We start from the raw sequence: 21,228 nt of genomic DNA on the forward strand, positions 1-21,228 counted from the left end.
TTGATTCGTCACGGTTAAGAACGGGCACGGTGCGTGGATACGTATGTCCGGTGACGAGGCCAACCCCTTCGAGAGCCTCCAAGAGCAAATCGACGACGCGGCGGCATATCTCGACGTCAACGACGACGTCATCGACCGACTCAAACACCCCGAGCGAGTCCTCGAGACGAACCTCTCTGTCAAGATGGACGACGGCTCACTGGGGCGGTTCAAAGCGTTCCGCTCGGAGTTCAACGGTGACCGCGGCCCGTACAAGGGCGGCATCCGCTATCACCCGGGCGTCTCCCGCGACGAGGTGAAGGCGCTGTCGGGGTGGATGGTGTACAAGTGCGCCGTCGTCGACATCCCCTACGGTGGCGGGAAAGGTGGCATCGTCATCGACCCCTCGCAGTACTCCACGAGCGAACTCGAACGCGTGACGCGGTCGTTCGCGACGGAACTGCGCCCGTTCATCGGCGAGGACAAGGACATCCCCGCACCCGACGTGAACACGGGTCAGCGGGAGATGAACTGGATCAAAGACACCTACGAGACGCTGGAGAACACCACCGAACCCGGCGTCGTCACCGGGAAGTCGCTGGAGGCCGGTGGCTCGGAGGGCCGTGTCGAGGCGACGGGTCGCTCGACGATGCTCACCGCTCGCGAGGCGTTCGACTACCTCGACAAGGAGATGGACGGCGCGAGCGTCGCCGTGCAGGGGTACGGCAACGCCGGGCACATCGCCGCCTACCTCATCGAAGACCTGGGCGCGAACATCGTCGCCGTCTCCGACTCTTCGGGTGCGGTGTACGCCGAAGACGGCCTCGACGCCCGCGACGTGAAAGCCCACAAGAACGAGACGGGGTCGGTTTCGGGATACGCCGGTGCCGACGAGGAGTTCTCTAACGACGACCTGCTCACGCTCGATGTCGACCTCCTCGTCCCCGCGGCGCTGGAGAACGCCATCGACGGCGACCTCGCGAACGACGTGAAAGCCGACGTCATCGTCGAGGCGGCCAACGGCCCCCTCACGCCCGACGCCGACGACGTGCTCACTGAGGCCGACGTCCACGTGTTCCCCGACATCCTCGCGAACGCTGGCGGCGTCACAGTCAGTTACTTCGAATGGGTGCAGAACCGCCAGCGCTTCTACTGGACCGAAGAACGGGTCAACGAGGAACTGGAGCGCCACATCGTGAGCGCCTTCGACGACCTGACCGAGTGTTACGAGGAACGTGAGGTGCCGAACTTCCGGACCGCCGCATACGTCGTCGCGATTCAGCGCGTCGTCGACGCGTTCCTCGACAGCGGCAACTGGCCCTGAGAACCCGGGTTCGTCGACGCTGACCCGCTCTCCTATGGTGACCCGAGTTCTCGGTATCTGAATCTGACAGGAGCGCCTTTGTCCGACCTTCGCGTACGTGAGCATATGATCGGCCGAGCCCTCCCCCTCGCACTCGCCAGCGGCGTCACGACCCTGCTGGTCGCGGGTACCGTCGCCATCGAGGCGTCCACCGCCTCGGGTCTCGGCGGCCCGGGCGTCGGGATTCTCGGCGTCCTCGTCGGTTTGGTCGCCGCCCTCCTCGCTGCCATCGCGGTCGGCCTCCTCGTCGCCTCCGAGCGCCTGCCTCCGAGTGCGATGGCTGTACTCGTCGCCTACGGGACGTTCGGCGTCGCGTTCCTCGCGGTCGCCGCCCTCCGGTACGTGAACGTGCCCGGGGCCGACGAGACGCTCTCGATGCCGATTCAGGTCGGCCTGAGTCTCGTCTGTGCGCTCGCCGCCGGCGTCGTCGCCGCCCGCGGTGGCCGCCCGCGTGCGGAGACTGCCTGAGTGCCGACGATGCGACACCGTCGCGACGGCTCCGAGTGGGTTCATACGCTCGGGCCACCTCTACTACGCCGATGAACGCTCGCGTCGAGGCGCTGTTCACCGCGCCCGAGGGGTCTGCACCGATGGTCGACCACGACCGGATCCGACTCGTCGACGGCGGCATCGAGGGTGACCGCTACCTAAACGGGTCGGGGTACTACTCGCCGTTCGACGTGTGTGAGGTGACGCTCGTCGACGCCGCCGCACTCGACACGATTCGCGAGGAGGCCGGTATCGACCTCACCGACGGCCGGCACCGGCGCAATGTCGTCGTCCGCGGCGCCGACCTCGACGAATTGCTGGAGGCGACGTTCCGTCTCGGCGACGCCGAGACCGGGGCCGTGCTTCGCGGCACGCGCCCGCGGCCACCGTGTACGCACGTCGAGCAAGTGGGCGGGCAGGATGGCATCGCTCGGGCGCTGAAGGGGCGACGTGGCGGCATCTGTGCGGACGTGGTCGACCCCGGCAGGGTCGCCGTCGGCGACGGCGTGGAGATACTCGAAGCCGACCCCCGAACCGAGGGTCGTCGGATCGTCGACCGCCTCAAGCGATCGCTCGGTCGGACGCACGGCGAGTGAGCGGCCGACGGTCGTGTGTGGTTCGAGAACCACTGTGCCTGCCGGTCCCGTGCGGGTCACTCGCACGACCGGCCTACTGCTTTCCGAGGATACGTCGTACCGATTGGTATGTCACCATCACTCTCACGTCGGCGGTTTCTCGGTAGCGTCGGCGTTGCTGGCGTCGCGTCGGTCGCTGGCTGTCTCGACGGGACGTCCGTTCCTGGGAGTGGTGATGGCGACCTCCTCGGTACCGACGGGAATCCACCTCCGGCCCGCGAGACTGGCCTGTACCAGCCGTGGGATCTCGACCGCGTCAGCGACGCCACCGTCAGCGGTGGCCCCGGCAAAGACGGCATCCCGTCTATCGACTCCCCGCAGTTCGCCCCCGCGAGTGATGTGTCGTTCCCCGACGATCGCGTCGTGTTCGGGTACGCCGGCGAGTCGGACGTGAAGGCGTACTCCCAGCACATCCTCGTGTGGCACGAGATCGCGAACGACGTCCTCGACGGGACGAACGTCGCGGTCACCTACTGCCCGCTGACGGGTACTGCGATGGGGTTCGAGCGTGGCGACACCACCTTCGGCGTCTCGGGCCGTCTCGTAAACAACAATCTCGTGATGTACGACCGCGCGACCGACTCGCGGTGGCCGCAGATTCTCGCGGCGGCCGTGTCGGGGCCGCAGGCGGGCGACCAACTCCGCGAGTTCCGCCTCGTGTGGACGACGTGGGGGCAGTGGCGGCGTGCCCACCCCGATACGGAGATTATGACGGAAAACACGGGCTACTCGCGGCGCTACGGTGGCGACCCGTACGGCAACTACAACCCCGACACCGGCTACTACGCGTCGTTCAGTCAGCCGCTGTTCCCGTCGCTCGATGAAGGGTATGAGGAGACGCAGGAGGACGCCAAGCGCGTGGTGGTCGGCACGCGAACCGCTGACCGCGCCGTCGCCTTCGACAAGCCGACGCTCCGCGAGGAGACGGTGCTCGCCACCGACGACGGCGCACTCGTCGCCGTCTACGACTCCACCCTCGATACGGGATACGTGTACCGCACGGAAGGCGCGACCGTCACCGCGAGCGGCGACGGACTACTCGTCGTCGACGGCGAGACGTACGCCGCCGACTCGCTCCCTCTTGACCGAGCGTACGCCTTCGACGCGATGTGGCACGCGATGGGCGGTTTCTATCCGGAGACGGTATATGTCACCTGAGACGGCTGCTGACGACGGATTCGCGCCGCGAGTGCTCGCCATCGCCGCGGACGCGGCTGCTCGGACGCGACGGGCGCTCGCGGCGACACTCAACGACCGCGTCTCGGTGGGCGTGTTGCTCGCGACGACGCTCGCGTACGTCCTTGTGTACCTGTTCGCTGTCGGCGACCTGGGTCAGTCGACGGCCGGCGTCCTCGAAACGGGGTCAACCGTCGCAGTGAGCGTGTCTGCCGCGCCGCTTGTCCGTTCCCTCAGTGGTGAGGCGGTGGCGCTCGTGACGCTCGGACCCGTAGAACTGCTCGTCTCGCCAGCGACGCTCGCAATTGGGGCACTGCTAGGCGTCCTCGTAGGCGCGAACCTCGCGCTGTCAACGCTCGCGTGGCGACGCCCGACGGTGTGTGAGATCTCTCCTGCGTCGGGACTCGCGGCGGGGCTTCCGGCGCTGCTGTCAGGGACTGCGTGTTGCGGTCCGTTGCTGTTCATCGTTCTCGGCCTCCAGGCGACGAGTGCGGCGCTGACGGCGGTCGCGTGGCTCCGGCCAGTGGCGACGTTCCTACTTGTGGCGTCGCTCATATGGGCCGCCTGGCGACTCGACGTACAACTGTCGGCAGCCGACATCAGTGGTCGCTCGGACAGGTGAGTCGGCGTTCACCTGAGCGGTAGCGCGGAGGCCCCTTCCTCAACGAACGAGTGGAGCGAGCGAGTAGGGAGGGGAGGAAGCGCGTTCGTTTCAAGCGCAAACGCTTATAATGACGAACCGTCAATCGTGGCATAGTTTCACACGGGCAGAAGTACTCCTGTGAAGGGGGCCACAGCAATCTTGGGAGGGTCCAAGCACGGTGGTTTCTCGGGTGGAACGGGCCACAGTCAACTGGCCCTAACGTGGGAACGACGACCGCGAACGTGACGCCACGTGCCTCTCCGTACCCACACGGGTCAGAGCGTGAGAACACCGACAATTAAATTGCCTCTGCTGGTCCGACCTGCCAGCAAACAAGTCCAGACGGGCGTGCAACCTACCCCCGCTGGAAGCCACGCAAGCCCCGTCCTCAAACCGCCGAAGGCGGTTAGCGCGGGGTAGTTGACTCGATGCACACCGGTTGCCGGGCTTAACCTTCTGCAGTGTCGCAATCCGAGCAGTACGGGCCGGTGAGATGTGACGAGCTTACCGGTTGGAACCTGCTCGTCGGTCCGTGACTGTCGCTCAGTTCTCCTCGGCGCTGTCCGGGAAGATGCTCTCGGGAATGTACGCGGTCACCGTCCAGTTCGGTGCGTCGACGACCTCGCTGATCTTGAGGTCCATCGCCGCCGAACAGAGGATGTACGCCTCACCCCGCGTCAGGCCGCGGTGGTCGTGGAGGTGGGTGATCATATGTCGGGTCGCCTTCTTTGTCGCCTCCATCAGGTCGGCGTCGATGCCGGTCGTCGCGTACATCGGTTCGTCGACGCCCGTCGGCGTGAACGGCCCCGTCGTCGTGAACTCCGGTTGCTCGATGTCGAGGTCCTTACGGACGCGGAACCGGGCGGTGACGAACATCGGTGCCTCGACGCCGGTGACACACACCTCGCCGTCACCCTGTGCGGCGTGACAGTCCCCCGTCGAGAACAACGCGCCCTCAACTTCGACCGGCAGCCGGACGGTCGATCCTGCAGTCATGTGCTTCACGTCCATATTGCCGCCGACGCTCCGCGGCGGGAGCGTGTCGTGTTCGCCGTCTTCGGCGGGTGCGTTGCCGATGACGCCCGGGAATGGGTCGAGTGGGACCTCGATACCGTTGACAAACTTCCCGACGTCGCCCTGAAGATCCCAGATGTGAATGCCAGGGTCCTCGAAGTCCTCGGGAAGCAGTCCCAGTCCCATCTCACCGGGGAAGTAGACGTTGTACCCCCAGCCTTTGTGCTGGAGATCGAGGAGGTCGACCTCGAGGACGTCGCCCGGTTCCGCTCCCTCGACGTACACAGGACCCGTGAGCGGGTGGACTGGGTCGAAGCTCACGCCCATCACGTCCTCAGCGGTGGTCTCGACATCAATCTGGCCGTCGACGGCGTCGCGACACTCGAAGCGAACCACGTCGCCGTCGGTGACCGTCAGCGCGGGTTCCAACGAGTTGTCCCACGCCGAGTGGATGTTCCGGTCTGCATCCGAGAGGTGGTGGTCGACGGTGTAGCCAGGATCGCTGTTGTTGCTACTGTGTGACATAATCACAACCACCACGGCGCCGCGCATAAAGTTACAGGCGGATTCGCCTCGCTCGCCGATTATCCAATCCGAAACACAGGGTTGTGCCTTCTTGTATCTCCAGGGCGTTGGCTATTCCCGAGTGAGTTCCCGCACGCTTCCCGAAGCCGGATTCGACGCTCTTCCCCTCCAAGTCGCGGTCGTAGACCAGAGCGGGGTGATCGTCGACACGAACCAGGATTGGCGACGCTACGTCGACTGGGAACCCGACGCAGATGTGGTCGACCCTGTCGGGCGCAACTATATTCGAGTGTGTCGTGACGCTGCGACCGACCCAAACGACGAGGATCGGTCACACGCCGTCGACGGTGGAGTGATCACGGCGGAAACGCCCGGTGACGGCTTCGACGGAAGCATCGTCGCTGATGGACTCGAAGCTGTTCTCGCGGGCGACCGCGAGACGTTCGATCACGAGTACCCCTGTCACTCGCCGGAAGAACAGCGATGGTTCCTCGCGCGAGTGTCCGGGTTCGAGTACGAAGGGACGACCCACGCGCAGGTGGTCCACCTCGACATCACTGAGCGAAAGCGGACCGAACAGCGATTAGAGGCACAGAACGACCGACTGGAGACGCTCGCAGACGTGCTCTCACACGACCTCAGAAACCCACTGAACGTCGTCCTCGGTCGCGTCGAGTTACTCGCAGAGCGGCTCGACGCGACTGATGACGGGTTGGAGGAGCAGTCACCTGGCGACCGCTCGGAAGCCACGGCCGCCGGAAACCTCGAGTCGATCAAGTCGTCCGCGACCCGCATCGAAGACATCATCACCGACGCGTTGCGTCTCGCTCGCGGCCGTATCACCGAAGACGACCCACCGACCGAAGTCTCGCTGCGCGACCGGGCACAGGCGGCGTGGGGACACGTTCAGGCCGATGATGCGCGTCTGCGGGTCGTCGACTCATTCTGCTTCACCGCACAGGAGGGACCGCTCGGACAGATGTTCGAGAATCTCTTTCGCAACGCTGTCGACCACGTCGGCGCGGACGTGACGGTGACCGTCGGTAGCATCGGCGATGGGAGAGCCGACGCACCGAACGCTGGGTTCTACGTCGCCGACGATGGCCCCGGCATTCCACCAGACGACCGCGATCAGGTGTTCGAACCTGGCCATAGCACGCACGCGGACGGGACAGGCCTCGGCCTCGCCATCGTCGAACGCTTCTCCGAGACGCAAGGGTGGCACGTCGACATTACTGCGGCCGCCGACGGCGGCACCCGCGTGGAAATACGCGGCGTCGACTCGGTCTAACCCAACGACGGAGTCCGTTCACGCGACGAGCGACCCGGTTCGGTCGCGGGTGGTTGCTCGTTCGACTGCGGTGTCGGTGTCGTTGGTTCCGTTCCCATTGCCGGAGTTGCCGTTTCCATTGCCGTTCCCGTTGCCGGAGTTCCCATTGCCGGAGTTGCCGTTTCCATTGCCGTTCCCGTTGCCAGCGTTGCCGTTCCCGTTACCAGCGGCGCCATCAGTTCCGTTGCCGTTCCCTGAACTGCCATTCCCAGTCCCACTCGTGCCGTTTTGACCGCCCCCTGAACTCCCAGACCGTGTTGAGTTCGTCGCGTTGGTAGTGGTGTCACTCTGGTTGCCGTTCCCGTTTCCATTCGCGGCGCCATTGCCGTTCCCATTTCCGTTGCCGTTGCCGGAGTTGCCGTTGGCGTTGCCGTTGCCGGAGTTGCCGTTGGCGTTGCCGTTGCCGGAGTTGCCGTTGGCGTTGCCGTTGCCGGAGTTGCCGTTGGCGTTGCCGTTGCCGGAGTTGCCGTTGGCGTTGCCGTTCCCGGAGTTACCGTTGGCATCATCGTTGCCATCACCATTGCCGTTCCCGGAGTTAGCGTTGCCATTCGCTGTTCCGTTGCTCGAGTTGCCGTTGGTGTTGTCGTCGTTCTCGGAATTCCCGTTCCCGTTTCCGTTCGCGGAATCGCTCCCGGTGTTGTCGTTGTTCCCAGAGTTGTCGTCGTTACTGCTGTCGTTGCCACCCGGGTTGTCGGCGCCGTTCCCGGAACTCTCGTTTCCATCGGCGTCGTCGTTCTCGTTGCTCCCTGAGTTGCCATTGCCAGCAGCGTTGCTGTTCCCGCTCCCGTTTTCGTCGGCTTCGCTGTCGCTGTTGTTTCCAGCAGCTCCGCTATCGTTGGCGTTGTCGTTGCTTCCGGCATTGTCGTTGTCACCAGCGCCCCCGCTGCTCCCACCGTCGCTGGCGCTCTCACCGTTCCCGTCCGCTTCGTCGTCGGTTCCGTTGCCAGCGCTATCGTTCTCGCTTCCGTCGCCGCCGGCACCCTCGCCGTCTCCACCCGAGTTGTCGCCGTCGGACTGCCCCTCGTTCGATCCTTGTCTGCCCTGGGAACCCGAGGCATCGTCTTCTGCTTGCTCGGAATCGTCGGTTTCGGTGCCGTTCTCGCCCCCGTTCGCGTTCGTCGACTCGGAGTCTTCCGAACCGGACTCTTCGTCGCCGCTCGCACGTTCGTCGTCGGGTTGTGACTCGGAGTTGCCCGCCGACTCGTTAGGCTGATCGCCCTCGGTGGAGTTCGACGCTCCGTCGTCACTCGCTTCGCTGGACTCGCCCTGGTCGTCGTCGGATTCGGACGTTCCGTCGTCGTCTCCTCCGTTGGAACTCTCTCCCGACGCTCCCTGATCACTTTCGCCGTTCTGCCCCTCTCCAGCGGTGTCGTTCTCCGATCCTTCCTCGGAGCCGTTCGACTCAGAATCGCCAGCAGCGTTGCCCTGTCCGCCGCTGTTCTCTGATTCACTCTCGTCTTCACTCTCGTCGTCTCCAGCCGTCTCGTCGGTTCCCTCGGAGTCGTCGCTTTCGTTGGTCGATCCCTCCGAAGCACCACTTTCGCCGTTCGACTCCCCGGAATCGCCGGTCTCCGTGTCGTCGGCCTCGCTCGACGACTCACTGCCGGATTCGTCGGCTCCGGATTGGCCATCCGACTCACTTGGCGGTGAGTTGTCCTCCCCTTCCTCGGATCCTTGGGATGACTCCTCGGAGTCGTCGCCCCCGGATCCGGCGCTCTCCTCGGCCGATGACTCGTTGGATTCGGATTCACCCGACTCGTCCTCACTCCCTGCCTCGTCGGACGGCGAGCCGGTGTTCGACTCATCACCGCGCTGTCCGTCGTTGGTACTGCCGCTCGACGCGCCTTCGCTGGGGTCGCTTTCCTCGTCTGCGTTGCCGTTCGTGTCCTCGTCTGTCGCGCTCTCAGACTCGCTCGACTCGTCGCTCGCGCCCTCGCCCCCGCTGTCACCACCGTTGTCGTCGTTCGGAGTCTCGTCGTTGGAGCTGTCGTTCTCTTGGTTCGACTCGTCTTCTGCATCGCCGTCTTCCGCATCGTCGCCACTCGCGTCCTCGGGTGGCCCGCCGTTCGTCTCGTCTCCGTCGTCACTCGTCCCTGTATCTTCGTCGCTCTCGGAGTTCGTCTCTGAACCAGCGTCGTTGCTGTCTGACTCGTTGTTGGACCCTGAACTTGGGGGGCTCTCGTTCGACTCGTCGTTCTCCGACGCACCGTCGGATGCTCCGCTCTCGTTGCCGTTCGCGTTGTCGTTCGCGTTGCCGTTCGAATTGTTGTTCGCGTTGTCGTTCGCGTTGCCGTTCGAATTGTTGTTCGCGTTGTCGTTCGCGTTGCCGTTCGAATTGTTGTTCGCGTTGTCGTTCGCGTTGCCGTTCGAATTGTTGTTCGCGTTGTCGTTCGCGTTGCCGTTCGAATTGTTGTTCGCGTTGTCGTTCGCGTTGCCGTTCGAATTGTTGTTCGCGTTGTCGTTCGCGTTGCCGTTCGAAGAGGAATCAGACTCGTCTCCGGTGGTCTCCCCGTTACCAGCGTCGCCAGACTCGTCGGCGTTCCCGCTGGACCCACTCGACTCCGACTCACTTTCGGAGGCACCATCGGCAGTCGAGTCAGACCCTTCGCTCGATTCGTCGCCGCTTTGCGTCCCGGACGCTTGCTCGGAGGACGAACTGTCTCCCTCGTCAGGGTCGTCGGGTGAATCATCGCCGCTTTCTGTTCCAGTGTTTGCGTCGTCACCCGACGCTGACTCGTCGCTCTCCCCGGTATTCTCGGCTCCTTGTTCGTCTTCGGCATCGCCGCCCGCGTCACCGCTCTCGGAGTCGTCGCTTTCCGGAGCGTCACCACCGTCCGAGTCGTCGCCATCGTCGTCCGTCGCAGCATCGTCGTCGTTCGACTCCGCGGAGTCGCTGTCCGAGTCTGCGTCTTCAGACCCGTCGGGTTCGTCGTCAGTCGGGGCGTCGTCATCGTCCGCCTCGTCTTCGTCGACCTCGTCGTCTGATCCCTCGCTCTCAGCATCCGACTCGTCGTCGCCGGAGTCGTCGTTAGTAGACTCTTCGGCGGAGTCGTCGTTAGTAGACTCTTCGGCGGAGTCGTCGTTCGACGACGCACCTGAACTCTCGCTACTCGACCCAGTTGATCCACTGTCTCCGTTCGCCGTTCCCGACTCACTCGCCCCGGTAGAACCACTCGAGTCGTCCTCACCACCGTTCGTTCCGCCCACGTTCGATCGGTCGTCGTTGGTATCCGATCCGCCTCCGCTTGCGTCGCTTTGGTCGTCGTCGCCCGCTTCCGCGGCGTCGTTCGCGTTCGCGTTCGGCGTACTCGCACTCTCGGCCGCCCCGCCGTCGGCAACGCCTTGCGCCTGGTCTGCACGAACCGCCCCGTCGGCGGTACAGTCGCCGTAGATGACGTACACCGCGCCAGAGTCGGTGCCGCCGTCGTCGTTTCGCGGCGCACCGATCACGACGTCCTCGCTGTCGTTACCGCCGATATCGCCCACGGCAGCGACGTCGTATCCCGTCTCGTCGTTCTCTGCGTCACCGCTGATCCGAGCGTCTGCGTCCGATAGACTCAGCGTTCGCAGGTCAGATCCGCCGGAGACGAGATACGCCGCACCGCTATCGACGCTGGTGTCAGTGTCGTGATTCGGTGCGCCGACGAGAATGTCCGCGCGGACGCCACAGGCAGCGCCCGTGATGGCAACCGAGTAACCAGCGAGATCACCCGCACCGGCCCCGCGGAACGTCCGGTCTGCGGTCGCGAGTGACCGACTGGAAAGTGAGCGTCCGCCGAAGACGACGTACGCCGCACCAGAGTCGTCTCCGCTTGCGTCGGTGAATGGTGCGCCGATCACGAGGTCATCGACGCCGTCGCCGTTCACGTCCGCGCCACCAGCGATGTCGTAGCCGGCGAAGTCACCGGAGGCGGCACCGACGAGGCGCACGTCGGCGTCACTGAGACTCGACGTGTTCGTCGCGGCGAAGACGTCAGAAACGACGTACACCGCTCCATCATTCGACCTGTTTGCGCGGTCTACGTCGGCTGCGGGCGCTCCGATAGCTACGTCTGTCTGACCGTCGCCGTTCACGTCACCCACATTGGCGACCGCGTGCCCCGCTAGATCGTTGTCGTCCTCGCCGTGGAAGGTCGCATCGGCAGTCGACAGCGACTGCGTTCCGGTCGGCATCCCATCGGTCACAACGAAGTACGCTGCGCCCGTGTCCTCACCATCAGGTGTGTCCGCCCGCGAGGCACCAACGACAATTCCGGTCCCGCCACGCTGGTTGGTGCCGTCGGACCCGACGACATCGACCGCGGATCCTGCACCGTCACCAGGGGAGACACCCCTGAAGACAAGGTCTGAAGCCGCCGTGAGCGACCGCTCACCCGACAGTGACGGCCCACCGTACACGACGTAGACTGCACCAGCGTCCGTCCCAGCGGCGTCGTCACCGGGGACACCGATCACGAGATCACTGTGGCCGTCGCCGTCGAGGTCGCCGCCGGCGACCGACACGCCCGCCGTGTCGTTTGCACGGGCACCGGTGAGCGTCACGTCTGCGTTCGCGACGGAGGCGTTCTGCCCGTCGACCGGGCCATACAGGAGATAGACTGCCCCGGCGTTCTCGCCACCAGAATCGTTCTCGGGTGCCGCGATAACGAGGTCGTCGACGCCGTCACCGTTCACGTCGCCGACGCCCGCGACGACTTGTCCGGCGCGGTCGCGGGCGCCCGCACCCACGAGCAACGCGTCGGCACCGCTGACGCTACTGACGCCGGTCGCGGTGCGGTCGTCTGCCGGGACTGCCGTGGTTCCGCCCGTATCCGGACGGAGTGTACCGGTGAGTGTCGCCGTCTCGTCGACGGCGGTGAGGATCGGAACCGTGACGACCGCGACGGTGACGAGGAGGACAACGAGAACACGAAGACCACGCTCCATACGACCCACGGATGCGAGGAAGTCAGTTTGTTATCCACACCGACGCAGGCCTGGCCATTGAGTAATCCCGTGTTACATCGCGTCGTCGACCGCACGCGAGAATGCCGTCGTCATCGCCGACTAGACGTGTTGGTTGGCTCCCGACAGCCGCGAATCCAGTCTAGATGCCGAAATTCGGCTGGTACGGTGACCAAACCGAACGACGCCGTCGCGATCACCCCCACGTGTTGCGATATTATCAGATTACGAACGAACTGATCGTGAGAACGGGGACGAACCGACGGCCGTGGATAGACACAGAGTGTATGCATCCAGAGTGGCGTGCTACGGAGAGATCAGTTCCGCCTCGCCATCGTCTTCCTCGTCTTCGCCGTTCTCTCCGTCTTCGCCATTCTCACCATCCTCCTCATCTTCGCCGTCTTCGCCGTCTTCGTCCTCTTCACCATTCTCACTATCCTCGCCGTTCTCGCTGTTCTCGTCGTCTTCGCCGTCTTCGCCGTCTTCACCGTCTTCACCGTTCTCTCCATCTTCGCCGTTCTCGCCGTTCTCGCCCTCTTCGCCGTCTTCGCCGTTCTCGCCGTTCTCGCCCTCTTCGCCGTCTTCGCCGTTCTCGCCGTTCTCGCCCTCTTCGCCGTCTTCGCCGTTCTCGCCGTTCTCGCCCTCTTCGCCGTCTTCACCGTTCTCTCCATCTTCGCCATTCTCTCCGTCTTCACCGTTCTCTCCATCTTCGCCATTCTCTCCGTCTTCACCGTTCTCTCCATCTTCGCCATTCTCTCCGTCTTCACCATCCTCGCCGTCTTCGCCGTCTTCACCGTCTACTGAGACGGCGCACGCCACAACTACGTCCTCGCTGCTGACTTCGCTCACTCCTTCATCGTCGGTGGTCAGGGTACGGACGGTGTAGGTGCCGTTTTGTAGGCTATCCAGTTGGAGTTCCTCACCTGGCTGAAGCGTGGCGCGTCGTTCCGTCTCACCCGGACCTTCCACGTCAACCTGCACTGCCACGTCGTTCGTGTTCGTCGCAACCAGGACGCCACCATCTTCAGCGCAGGTGACAGCCGTCTCGACCGGCAAGACTTCCTCTGCGTCGCCGTCGCCGGGTTCGTCGACATCCGGCTCACACTCGATTTCGACAGTGGTATTCCCGACTACCCGGACGTTCTCGTCTTCTGCGGTCAGTGTGCGGACGGTGTACGTCCCGTTTTCCAGTCCGTCAAGTCGGAGTTCGTCGCCGGGTTCCAGGGTTTCGCGGCGTTCGGTGTCGCCCGGTCCTTCCACGTCGACTTGCACCGCCACGTCGTTCTGGTTCGTCGCGACGAGTACGCCACCATCGTCTTCACAGGTGACGTTCGTCTCCACAAGTTCGATGTCGGGTTCGTCACCGTCGACGGGCGGGCAATCGACGGTGAGTCGTTCGCGGCCGACCTGTCGCGAGTCGTCGCCGTCGTCGGTTAGCGTCCGTACTGTGTACGACCCGTTCTCTAGCCCTGTGAGCTCTCGCGTGTCGTTCTCTTCTCCTGCGGGGTCCAGCGAGACGTTCCGTTCGAAGTCGTTCGGTCCGTCGACGACGACCCGGACGGAGTCGTTGTTCGGGTTCGCGAGTCGCAGGGTCGCGCCGTCGTCGGTACAGGTGACGTTCGTCTCGACGAGGTCGAAGACCGGTTCTCCATCGTCAGGTTCCTCGCAGTCGACGGTGACTCGCTCGCGACCGATCGATTCGCTGTCGTCACCGGTGGTTCGGGTTCGGACGGTGTACGCTCCGTTATCGAGTCCAGAAAGTCGAAGGGTGTCGTCATCGCCTTCGGCGTCGAGGGTCGCCCGACGCTCGTAACCATCGGGTCCGGTCACGATGACGCGAACGGCTTCGTCGTTAGGGTTTTCTAGCACGATGCGGCCGCCGTCGGCGGTACACCGAACCTCGATCGAGACTCGTCTCAGGTCTTCGTCCTTGTCCTCGTCGCGGTCTCTGTCTCGGTCTTTGTCTCGGTCCTTATCGCGGTCTTTGTCCCGGTCCCTGTCATCGTCCTTCTCGGTCTGTTCGTCCACACAGTCGCCGTGGACCACGTACGCTGCACCGCCAGGATCTGCACGAGGGGCGCCGACCACTACGTCGTCTGCGTCGCCGCCGCCCACGTCACCCACTCCTGCGACCGACCATCCTGCCTCGTCGCCCGGACTCTCACCGTGAAGCGTCGCGTCGGCGTCATCGAGGTTCGTCGACCCTCGGCGCACCTCGCCGTCGATCAGGTAGACTGCGCCGCTGTCATTGCCCGCTACCGAGTCGGCTCGTGGCGCACCGACGAGGATGTCGGCCACGTCACCGCAACGCGCGCCGACCGTCGCGAGGGCGTAGCCAGCGAGGTCGCCCGCGCCCGCCCCGTACAGCCGTCGGTCGGCGTCGGCGAGACTTCCGGATTCGAGGTCGCCGCCGAAGACGACGTACGCCGCCCCAGCGTTCTGCCCAGTCACGTCCGCGAAGGGTGCGCCGATCACGAGGTCGTCGACGCCGTCACCGTTCACGTCTGCGCCGCCTGCGAGCGCGGACCCGGCCCGGTCCCGCGATTCGGCGCCGTCGAGGCGTACGTCGGCCGTGTCGAGGCTTCGGGTGCCACCCGAGAACACGTTCGAGAGGACGTACACCGCGCCGTCATTCGTGGCGTTGGCCCGGTCTGCGTCGGCCCCAGGTGCACCGACGCCAACTTCTTCGCGTCCGTCATCGTCGACGTCGCCGACGCCTGTGACGGCCAGTCCGGCGGCGTCGTTGTCGTCCTCGCCGAGGAACGTGCTGTCGGCGTCGGCAAGCGACCGTTCCCCGGTGAAGCCGTCACGAAGGTCAACGACGTATACCGCCCCAGAGGAGTTACCAGCTGACGTGTCGGCCGCTCGTGCGCCGACAAGGACTGCGCCACCGTCGTCATAATCGCGGTCGTCAAGTTCGCCAGCGCGCACGATGCCCACTGCGTTTCCAGCGCGATCATTCGCGGACACGCCCTCAAGGCGAACGTCGGCCGCCGCGGTGACCGAGCGCTTCCCTGATAGCGACGGCCCGCCGTAAACGACGTACGTCGCTCCAGAGTTGTTGGCCGCGGCGTCGTCGCCTGGCACACCGATCACGAGGTCGCTGTACCCATCACCGTCGACGTCACCGCCTGCGAGCGACGACCCCGCGCGGTCTCGCGCGTCGACGCCGTAGAAGACGGCATCAGCGTCAGCCGCCTCTACGTCGCCACGGTCAACCGGCCCGTAGAAGAGGTACACTGCACCGGCGTTCTCGCCGCGTGAGTCGTTGCGCGGCGCGCCGACGAGGAGATCAGCGTCGCCGTCGCCGTTCACGTCGCCCACGCGTGCGACCGACCGCCCGAGTCGGTCGCCGTCGCCCTCACCGCCGACTTTGGTGTCCGCGTCGCTGAGGTTCGTTCGTCCGCTCACGATGCCACGTCGATCGGGTGTGGCTGAGTCGCCGTCGGCCGGCCCAATCGTGGGCGCGTTCGCCGTCGTCGGTCCCGTCGCCGTTGTGGTCGTCGCTGCGGGCTGCTGACTGGACGCGGCACCGACGGAGACTGCCACTCCCGCAATCGGTGCCAGCACCATCAACAGCACCACAGCTACGACGGTCGCCGTCGCACTGTCACTTCGCACCATATCCACTGGGCACGCTCTCAACTGTTCTTGTTATCCACACCCGGCGTTCGTCGGAGCTGCCGTAGCGCGGCGTTACACTGGACGTGTACCGACGTGCTGGAGAAAATCGAAAGACGAAAGCGAGATTCACGACCCACGCTCTGCTTCGGTCCACGACTCGAGGTGTGGCAGGGCGGCGTCGTCGGGTGGTACGGACGGCCCAGTCCCGGACGGCACCGGGAGCGGCCCCCCGTGTATCACTATGACTCGGTTACAGGTGGTTCGCTCAGCTTACGCTTTGTCGAACTCCGAAAATCGGATAGTTCCGCGTTTGAAACCGGCTTACGCCTCGTCAAACAGCGCGGAGTAAAGCTCCGCAGATTCGACCTCGGCTTACGCCTCGTCAAACAGCGTCTCGCCGTCGACCATGTGCTCCTCGACGACGTCCATATCGAGGGTGACGCCGATGCCGGGTTCCTCGGGGATAGTGATGTAGCCGTCCTCGATGACGTCCTCCTCGACCAGGTCGTCCCACCAGCCGAGTTCGTACGAGTGGTACTCGACGGCCAGCGAGTTGGGGATAGCCGCGCCGACGTGGGCGCTCGCCATCGTCGCCACCGGTGAGGAGACGTTGTGCATCGCGACCGGGACGTAGTACTGGTTCGCCACGTCTGCGATCTTGCGGGTCTCGCGCATCCCGCCGACCTTCGGCATATCGGGTGCGATGATGTCGACCGCCTGATTCTCGATGAGACGGCGCTCTTCGGTCACGCGGTAGCGGTTCTCGCCGACCGTGATCGGCGTGACGGTGGACTTTGTGACCTCCTCTTGGACTTCGAGGTTCTCCGGGGGAACGGGGTCTTCGAGCCACCAGACGTCGTAGTCCTCGATGGCGTTGGCGAGGCGCTTTGCGCTGCCGCCGGAGAACGTCCAGTGGCAGTCGAACGCGACGTCCGCGCGGTCTTTCACGCGCTCGGTCACCGCCTCGACGATCTCTGCCTTGTGGCGGATCTCGCCGGGTCGCAGGTGCCGGTTTGCGCGGTCCTTCTCGAAGCCAGAGGGCACGTCCAGGTCGAACTTCAGCGCGTCATAGCCGAGTTCCTCGACGACGCGTTCGGCCTCGTCGGCACACGCCTCAGGGTCGGCCTCTTCTTCGGTGTGACAGTCACAGTAGACACGCATCTTGTCACGGTACTTCCCGCCGAGCAATTGGTAGGCCGGAATCTCGAGGATCTTGCCTGCGAGGTCGTGAAGCGCAATCTCGATGCCGGAAATGGCGGTGACGGTGACGCCTTCGACGGTCCCCTCGCCGGACATCTTCTGGATGAGGTGCTCGTACAGGCGGTCGATGTCGAGGGGGTTCTCGCCGACGATCATCGGCTTCATCCGCTCGATGAGTTCGGGCACGCCCGCGCCCCAGTACGCCTCGCCAGTGCCGACGATGCCCGCGTCCGTATAGACGCGCACGAGCGTCCACGGGAAGTTGCCGTCGACCATCGTACACTGGACGTCGGTGATCTCCACGTCGCGCCCGCCGCCGCGCTTAGCCGTCACGCCCATCGTCTCGCTGGACAGTTCCCGCATCGTGTACTCCGCGTTGGGGTCGTGCAGCGAGTCGTAATTCCTGCTCATAGATCGTCGTTTACTCGTGTTAGTGTAAAGGTTTGGAGTCGTTCGCGTCGCGGGCGGCGTTCACGGTGCGACGTGGGGCTGTTTGGTGTTACTTCCGGTCAGCGACCGCCCGACGAGCGGACGAGTTCCACTGCCCGGTAGGAGCCGTACGAGAGACCAACGAAGCCGACGACGAACACGAGTACGCCGACCACGAGGCCGTAGTCGCGCCACGCGACGTTGACCGCAACGAGGAGGAAGTACACCAGTCCCGCCAGCGCTGGCACGCCGAGAATGATGGCGATCAGCGACTTCGTATCGTCGTACGGGCGGTGTCGTGACACGTCGTTGACTGCGTTGGCGACCGGTAAAACCTCCTCGGCTTCTGAACCTCGCCGGAATACGTTGGATACCGCGTGGTCACTTCTTGATCAGCGAGCAGTCGGTGGCTCCGTGTTGGCGCCAAGCCGGTTCCGTCGCGAGCGAGCAAGGTGAACGACGCTGGTCAGTGTGAACATACCGACGATGAGTGCGGCGTACGCGGCATCGCCGCCGATTGAAAAGGGGTAGATATCAAGCCACGCAACCGTGATGAGTGCTGCTGCGAACGCCGATAGCCCGAGATAGAATTCGCTCCAGGGGATGTCGTTGCCTTGTACGACGTCCATATACACCTGGAGATTCTCTCCAATTTCGGTCAACTCGATCTCATCACGGGTTGACTCGTAGCTCAATACGCCAGCATCGTCAAGACGTGGGAGGTGCGTCTGGTGGAGTGCGACGTACGCCCGCCGACGCTGGCTGGAGTCGACCTCCTTGAGGTCGATATTGTTCTCCCACGCGGCGACGTGTTCTGCGAGTTCGCTAATCTCGGCGCTCTTTGCCCGCATCAGATGGTGGAGTGTGTACCGCCGCCGATCGTTACCGAGCAGCTCGAACACCTCCGTCCGGTCCAACTCCCCGGGTCCGTCGTCATCGGGGCTGAACGGTCCATCTGGCCCGACGTCACCCCCCGTATCACCCGATTGTGTTGACACTAATAACAGTTCATTTGTCAGATACTTAGATATTTGGCTCGGTTCCCAGCAGTTTCATATTATTTTAGATACACAACAACTCGAATATTGTAGCGTGCGCACAAACGCGAATCAGGATCATTCGGATAACTCGCCGTTACCTTCCCTCCGTACGGAATCAACTGGCGATATTTCGATTCTTTTAGATCGTGTCTAGAGCGGCTAAGACGCCGTGTAGGGGTCACTATACAAGGTGTATGTATTATGGTACAATGCTGTAGGCCAGTCGCTACAGACCTGTATGCAGCACATAAATACTACCCCCCAGTTCGTTGCCAATTGTGTGCGCGGTGTGGTTCCGCGCGGTGTGCAAACCTATGTCCGACGACGACAAAAACAGCGGCTCGACGATCGAACTGAATCGCCGCCGGGTGCTCGGCGCGCTCGGCACTGTCGGTGTGGCCTCCGCGGGTGCGGGTGCGGGGACGTTCGCACTCTTCAGCGACACCGAGACGAGTAGCGGGAACAGCGTGCAGGCAGGGACGCTCGATCTGACACTCGGCAATGGTGGGAGTGCGACGCTCACGGCTTCCGAGGTTGCCCCCGGAGATTCTGGAGTCAGCGCGCTTCAGGTGAATAACGACGGGAATCTCGATGGTTCGCTTGACGTGAACGTCTCGAACGTCACCCCTATCGACCGGAATCCGGAGCCGGAGCAGTCGCTGGACGACACTCGTGAGTTCACGATCGATTACGGGTTCGACAACGGGAGCCCCCAGAATCAGGTCTCACTTCAGTCGGAGTTCGGCGAGGTCGCTAATGTCGAGATCGATCTGAGTTCGGATCCAGTAGTGATCACCGCAGATCTGCCGTACGCGCTGGACCCGAACGGTCAGTTCGACGACTCGATCACGTTCGCGTTCGACGCAGACAACGACGGTGTCGAGGACTTCCAACTAGCGGCTCGGGACTACGACGACGACGACAGCTTGGAGACGGTTTACGACGACGCAAGCAGTCTGCCGTCCGGCTCTCGGAACCGGAATCAGTCAGTACCGTCCGGCTACGACGTCCGTCTAGAGAACGGCAACACTCGGTTCGTCGTTGAGGTGCCCGCTGGGGACCTCTCGGATCCGTTCGCGGTCACGGGGCAGGCGAACCTCGCGGCTTACAACCCCTCCACTTCGGGGTCCAACCTCGATATCCCGCTTATCCCCGGATTCGGGTACAACAATCCGCCGGTCGCCGGGACGAGTGCGTTCGACGGCACCGCGACGAAAATGGTCGAGATCCAGTCCGGCGAACTTCGGACGCTCGCGGATATGCTCGACCTGACAGTGACGATCAGTTCCGACAGTTCCCAGAGTTCGGGGGACACCTTTGTCGCCTCCGGCAAGGTCAATCGGCTCCCAATGGTCGATGCCGAGCCGAACAAGCCGCTCCCCGCGGGCGCGACGAACTACGTCCTTGTGGAGTACGATCTGTCCCCGAACGTCGGAAACGCGGTCCAGAAGGACGCCGTGGAGTTCGACATCGAAGTCGATCTCAACCAGGAGGACTCGCAGTAACCCCACCGAGTGACCACCGATGCGCGATGACACCAGTAGCTCGTTCGAGCTCTCCCGCCGCGGAGTGCTCGGCGGCCTCGTGACGATGGGCGCGGCATCGGCAGCCGCGGGTGCGGGCACGGTGGCGCTATTCAGCGACGAGGAGACCAGCGCGAACAACACGGTGCAGGCGGGCACGCTTGACCTGACGGTGAACGGGAGCGGATCGAATGCCGTCATCGATGTGTCGAACGTCGTCCCGGAGGGGAGCGGAAGCGACTCAACGACGCTTCGCAACGCCGGCACGCTCCCGGGGTACCTGACGTTCGGGATCAAAGGGTTCCGAACACCGGAGAACGGGGTCAACGACCCCGAGAGTGATGCCGACGACGAAGGAGATTCGTTTGGTCAGAATTCTGGCGGGTCACACACGGGCGAATTGGCCCAGAACCTCGAACTCCGGGTCAAGCTCGTAGTCGACGGGAACGACGAGTACCTGATCGGCCATCAGCCGGTGAATGGCGACGATGGCTACGTACTCGCGTCCGCGATTACGCTCGGCTCGTACGACCTTGGCAACTTGCAACTGTCGTCGGGCCAGTCTGTCGAATTCGTAACCGACTACCGTGTGTACAACGCGGGAAACGAGATTCAAAGCGACAGCGTCGAGATCGAGGCCGCGTTCGCGCTGACCCAAGAGGCCGGGCAAGTCACGCTCCCACAGACACAGACGGTGTCTGCGGACGCAGTCGGTCACCAAGACGACGATTACGACGCCGGCATCGAGTTCGACTACACCAACTCGCTGGGGCAAGAAGCGACGATCAACGATATCCACGTTCAACCGGCAGACACCGACTTGATCCTCCTCAGTGACCAGCGGGGTGGCACGAACTATGACGAATTTAGCTACAATTCTGACGTCCACGTGGAGACTCCGAGTGGTGACAACGACGGCTGGGTTGATGGTGACGGCGACAAGTTCGACGTGCCTGGCTGGGTTGATCTCGGGTCCGATGGATGGAACGACAGTGCCGATCAGGAAGCGGTTCTATCAGCGGGAAGCACAGCGACGGTGAACCTCTATGCGTTCCGTAACCAGAGTGGGAATAAAGAGGATATGACGGGCAAGCAGGTCCGCGTCACGCTAGACGTGACGCTCGCCGACGGCACCGAAACGTTCGTCCCGCTCGTGATGACGCCGGTCTGACCCGCGGCACGGCTACGACCCACGCGGGCGCCTTGCGGCGGTTCGACTCCGCCGGTGGGTCTTTCAAACGAAGACATATGTGGGACCTCTCGTAAATATCGGACAAGCAAAAGACACGAACTGATGCAGGATCCTACCCGTTC

14 protein-coding genes are annotated in these 21,228 nt (G+C 63.8%); 8 read left to right on the plus strand and 6 right to left on the minus strand.

Annotated features, from left to right (window positions below):
- The first annotated feature begins 43 nt into the window (after positions 1-43).
- The 5 genes from P0D77_RS06560 to P0D77_RS06580 all read left to right on the plus strand — a co-directional run bounded on the left by P0D77_RS06560 (position 44) and on the right by P0D77_RS06580 (position 4,264).
- Positions 44-1,303, plus strand: a complete 1,260-nt coding sequence (locus tag P0D77_RS06560; protein ID WP_277555467.1) for a Glu/Leu/Phe/Val family dehydrogenase — start codon at positions 44-46, stop codon at positions 1,301-1,303.
- Positions 1,304-1,408: 105 nt separating this feature from the next.
- A complete protein-coding gene (locus P0D77_RS06565; RefSeq protein ID WP_277555469.1) occupies positions 1,409-1,810 on the plus strand; it encodes a DUF8147 domain-containing protein in 402 nt (133 codons plus the stop codon).
- Between the two features lie 71 nt (positions 1,811-1,881).
- On the plus strand, positions 1,882-2,427 hold the full coding sequence (locus P0D77_RS06570) for an MOSC domain-containing protein (protein WP_277555470.1): 546 nt from the start codon (positions 1,882-1,884) through the stop codon (positions 2,425-2,427).
- A 108-nt stretch (positions 2,428-2,535) separates the two neighbouring features.
- Positions 2,536-3,624, plus strand: coding sequence for a DUF3179 domain-containing protein (locus P0D77_RS06575; protein ID WP_277555472.1), 1,089 nt, complete (start codon positions 2,536-2,538; stop codon positions 3,622-3,624).
- Positions 3,614-4,264, plus strand: coding sequence for a hypothetical protein (locus tag P0D77_RS06580; protein WP_277555473.1), 651 nt, complete (start codon positions 3,614-3,616; stop codon positions 4,262-4,264). Before P0D77_RS06575 ends, P0D77_RS06580 begins: the two co-directional genes overlap by 11 nt.
- Before the next feature lie 564 nt (positions 4,265-4,828).
- On the opposite strand, the gene P0D77_RS06585 is transcribed toward P0D77_RS06580, so the two are convergent.
- Entirely contained in the window at positions 4,829-5,824 is a 996-nt protein-coding gene (locus P0D77_RS06585) for an acetamidase/formamidase family protein (RefSeq protein WP_277555474.1), read from the minus strand.
- Between the two features lie 121 nt (positions 5,825-5,945).
- Between P0D77_RS06585 and P0D77_RS06590 the strand changes: the two genes are divergently transcribed.
- Positions 5,946-7,115, plus strand: a complete 1,170-nt coding sequence (locus P0D77_RS06590; RefSeq protein ID WP_277555475.1) for a PAS domain-containing sensor histidine kinase — start codon at positions 5,946-5,948, stop codon at positions 7,113-7,115.
- A gap of 18 nt (positions 7,116-7,133) precedes the next feature.
- On the opposite strand, the gene P0D77_RS06595 is transcribed toward P0D77_RS06590, so the two are convergent.
- The 5 genes from P0D77_RS06595 to P0D77_RS06615 form a co-directional block, all read right to left on the minus strand.
- A complete protein-coding gene (locus tag P0D77_RS06595; RefSeq protein WP_277555476.1) occupies positions 7,134-12,080 on the minus strand; it encodes a beta strand repeat-containing protein in 4,947 nt (1,648 codons plus the stop codon).
- 324 nt (positions 12,081-12,404) lie between these two features.
- Positions 12,405-15,509: a hypothetical protein gene (locus tag P0D77_RS06600; RefSeq protein ID WP_277555477.1), complete on the minus strand. Its 3,105-nt coding sequence runs from the start codon at positions 15,507-15,509 to the stop codon at positions 12,405-12,407.
- 585 nt (positions 15,510-16,094) lie between these two features.
- A complete protein-coding gene (locus P0D77_RS06605; RefSeq protein WP_277555478.1) occupies positions 16,095-17,333 on the minus strand; it encodes a mandelate racemase/muconate lactonizing enzyme family protein in 1,239 nt (412 codons plus the stop codon).
- Positions 17,334-17,431: 98 nt separating this feature from the next.
- Complete coding sequence (locus P0D77_RS06610; protein WP_277555480.1) at positions 17,432-17,656, minus strand: hypothetical protein; 225 nt, start codon at positions 17,654-17,656, stop codon at positions 17,432-17,434.
- Between the two features lie 87 nt (positions 17,657-17,743).
- Positions 17,744-18,349, minus strand: coding sequence for a DUF7344 domain-containing protein (locus P0D77_RS06615; RefSeq protein ID WP_277555481.1), 606 nt, complete (start codon positions 18,347-18,349; stop codon positions 17,744-17,746).
- A 356-nt stretch (positions 18,350-18,705) separates the two neighbouring features.
- Here P0D77_RS06615 and P0D77_RS06620 point away from each other — a divergent pair, with 356 nt between their 5' ends.
- Both P0D77_RS06620 and P0D77_RS06625 read left to right on the plus strand, forming a co-directional pair.
- Positions 18,706-19,896 (plus strand): TasA family protein, encoded by a 1,191-nt coding sequence (locus P0D77_RS06620; protein ID WP_277555482.1) that lies wholly within the window; start codon positions 18,706-18,708, stop codon positions 19,894-19,896.
- Between the two features lie 19 nt (positions 19,897-19,915).
- Positions 19,916-21,085 carry a TasA family protein gene (locus tag P0D77_RS06625; protein WP_277555483.1) on the plus strand — a complete coding sequence of 390 codons (1,170 nt, stop codon included), beginning with the start codon at positions 19,916-19,918 and terminating at the stop codon, positions 21,083-21,085.
- Positions 21,086-21,228: the final 143 nt, after the last annotated feature.

This window comes from Halobaculum limi (assembly GCF_029490015.1).
Taxonomy (GTDB): Archaea; Halobacteriota; Halobacteria; order Halobacteriales; family Haloferacaceae; genus Halobaculum; species Halobaculum limi.

Bases quoted from the DNA above. Each gene is read 5' to 3' on its own strand.
- P0D77_RS06565 (WP_277555469.1), top strand. From the start codon at position 1,409: ATGATCGGCCGAGCCCTCCCCCTCGCACTCGCCAGCGGCGTCACGACC.
- P0D77_RS06570 (WP_277555470.1), top strand. From the start codon at position 1,882: ATGAACGCTCGCGTCGAGGCGCTGTTCACCGCGCCCGAGGGGTCTGCA.
- P0D77_RS06605 (WP_277555478.1), bottom strand. From the start codon at position 17,333: ATGAGCAGGAATTACGACTCGCTGCACGACCCCAACGCGGAGTACACG.
- P0D77_RS06580 (WP_277555473.1), top strand. From the start codon at position 3,614: ATGTCACCTGAGACGGCTGCTGACGACGGATTCGCGCCGCGAGTGCTC.
- P0D77_RS06625 (WP_277555483.1), top strand. From the start codon at position 19,916: ATGCGCGATGACACCAGTAGCTCGTTCGAGCTCTCCCGCCGCGGAGTG.
- P0D77_RS06620 (WP_277555482.1), top strand. From the start codon at position 18,706: ATGTCCGACGACGACAAAAACAGCGGCTCGACGATCGAACTGAATCGC.
- P0D77_RS06595 (WP_277555476.1), bottom strand. From the start codon at position 12,080: ATGGAGCGTGGTCTTCGTGTTCTCGTTGTCCTCCTCGTCACCGTCGCG.
- P0D77_RS06560 (WP_277555467.1), top strand. From the start codon at position 44: ATGTCCGGTGACGAGGCCAACCCCTTCGAGAGCCTCCAAGAGCAAATC.
- P0D77_RS06575 (WP_277555472.1), top strand. From the start codon at position 2,536: ATGTCACCATCACTCTCACGTCGGCGGTTTCTCGGTAGCGTCGGCGTT.
- P0D77_RS06585 (WP_277555474.1), bottom strand. From the start codon at position 5,824: ATGTCACACAGTAGCAACAACAGCGATCCTGGCTACACCGTCGACCAC.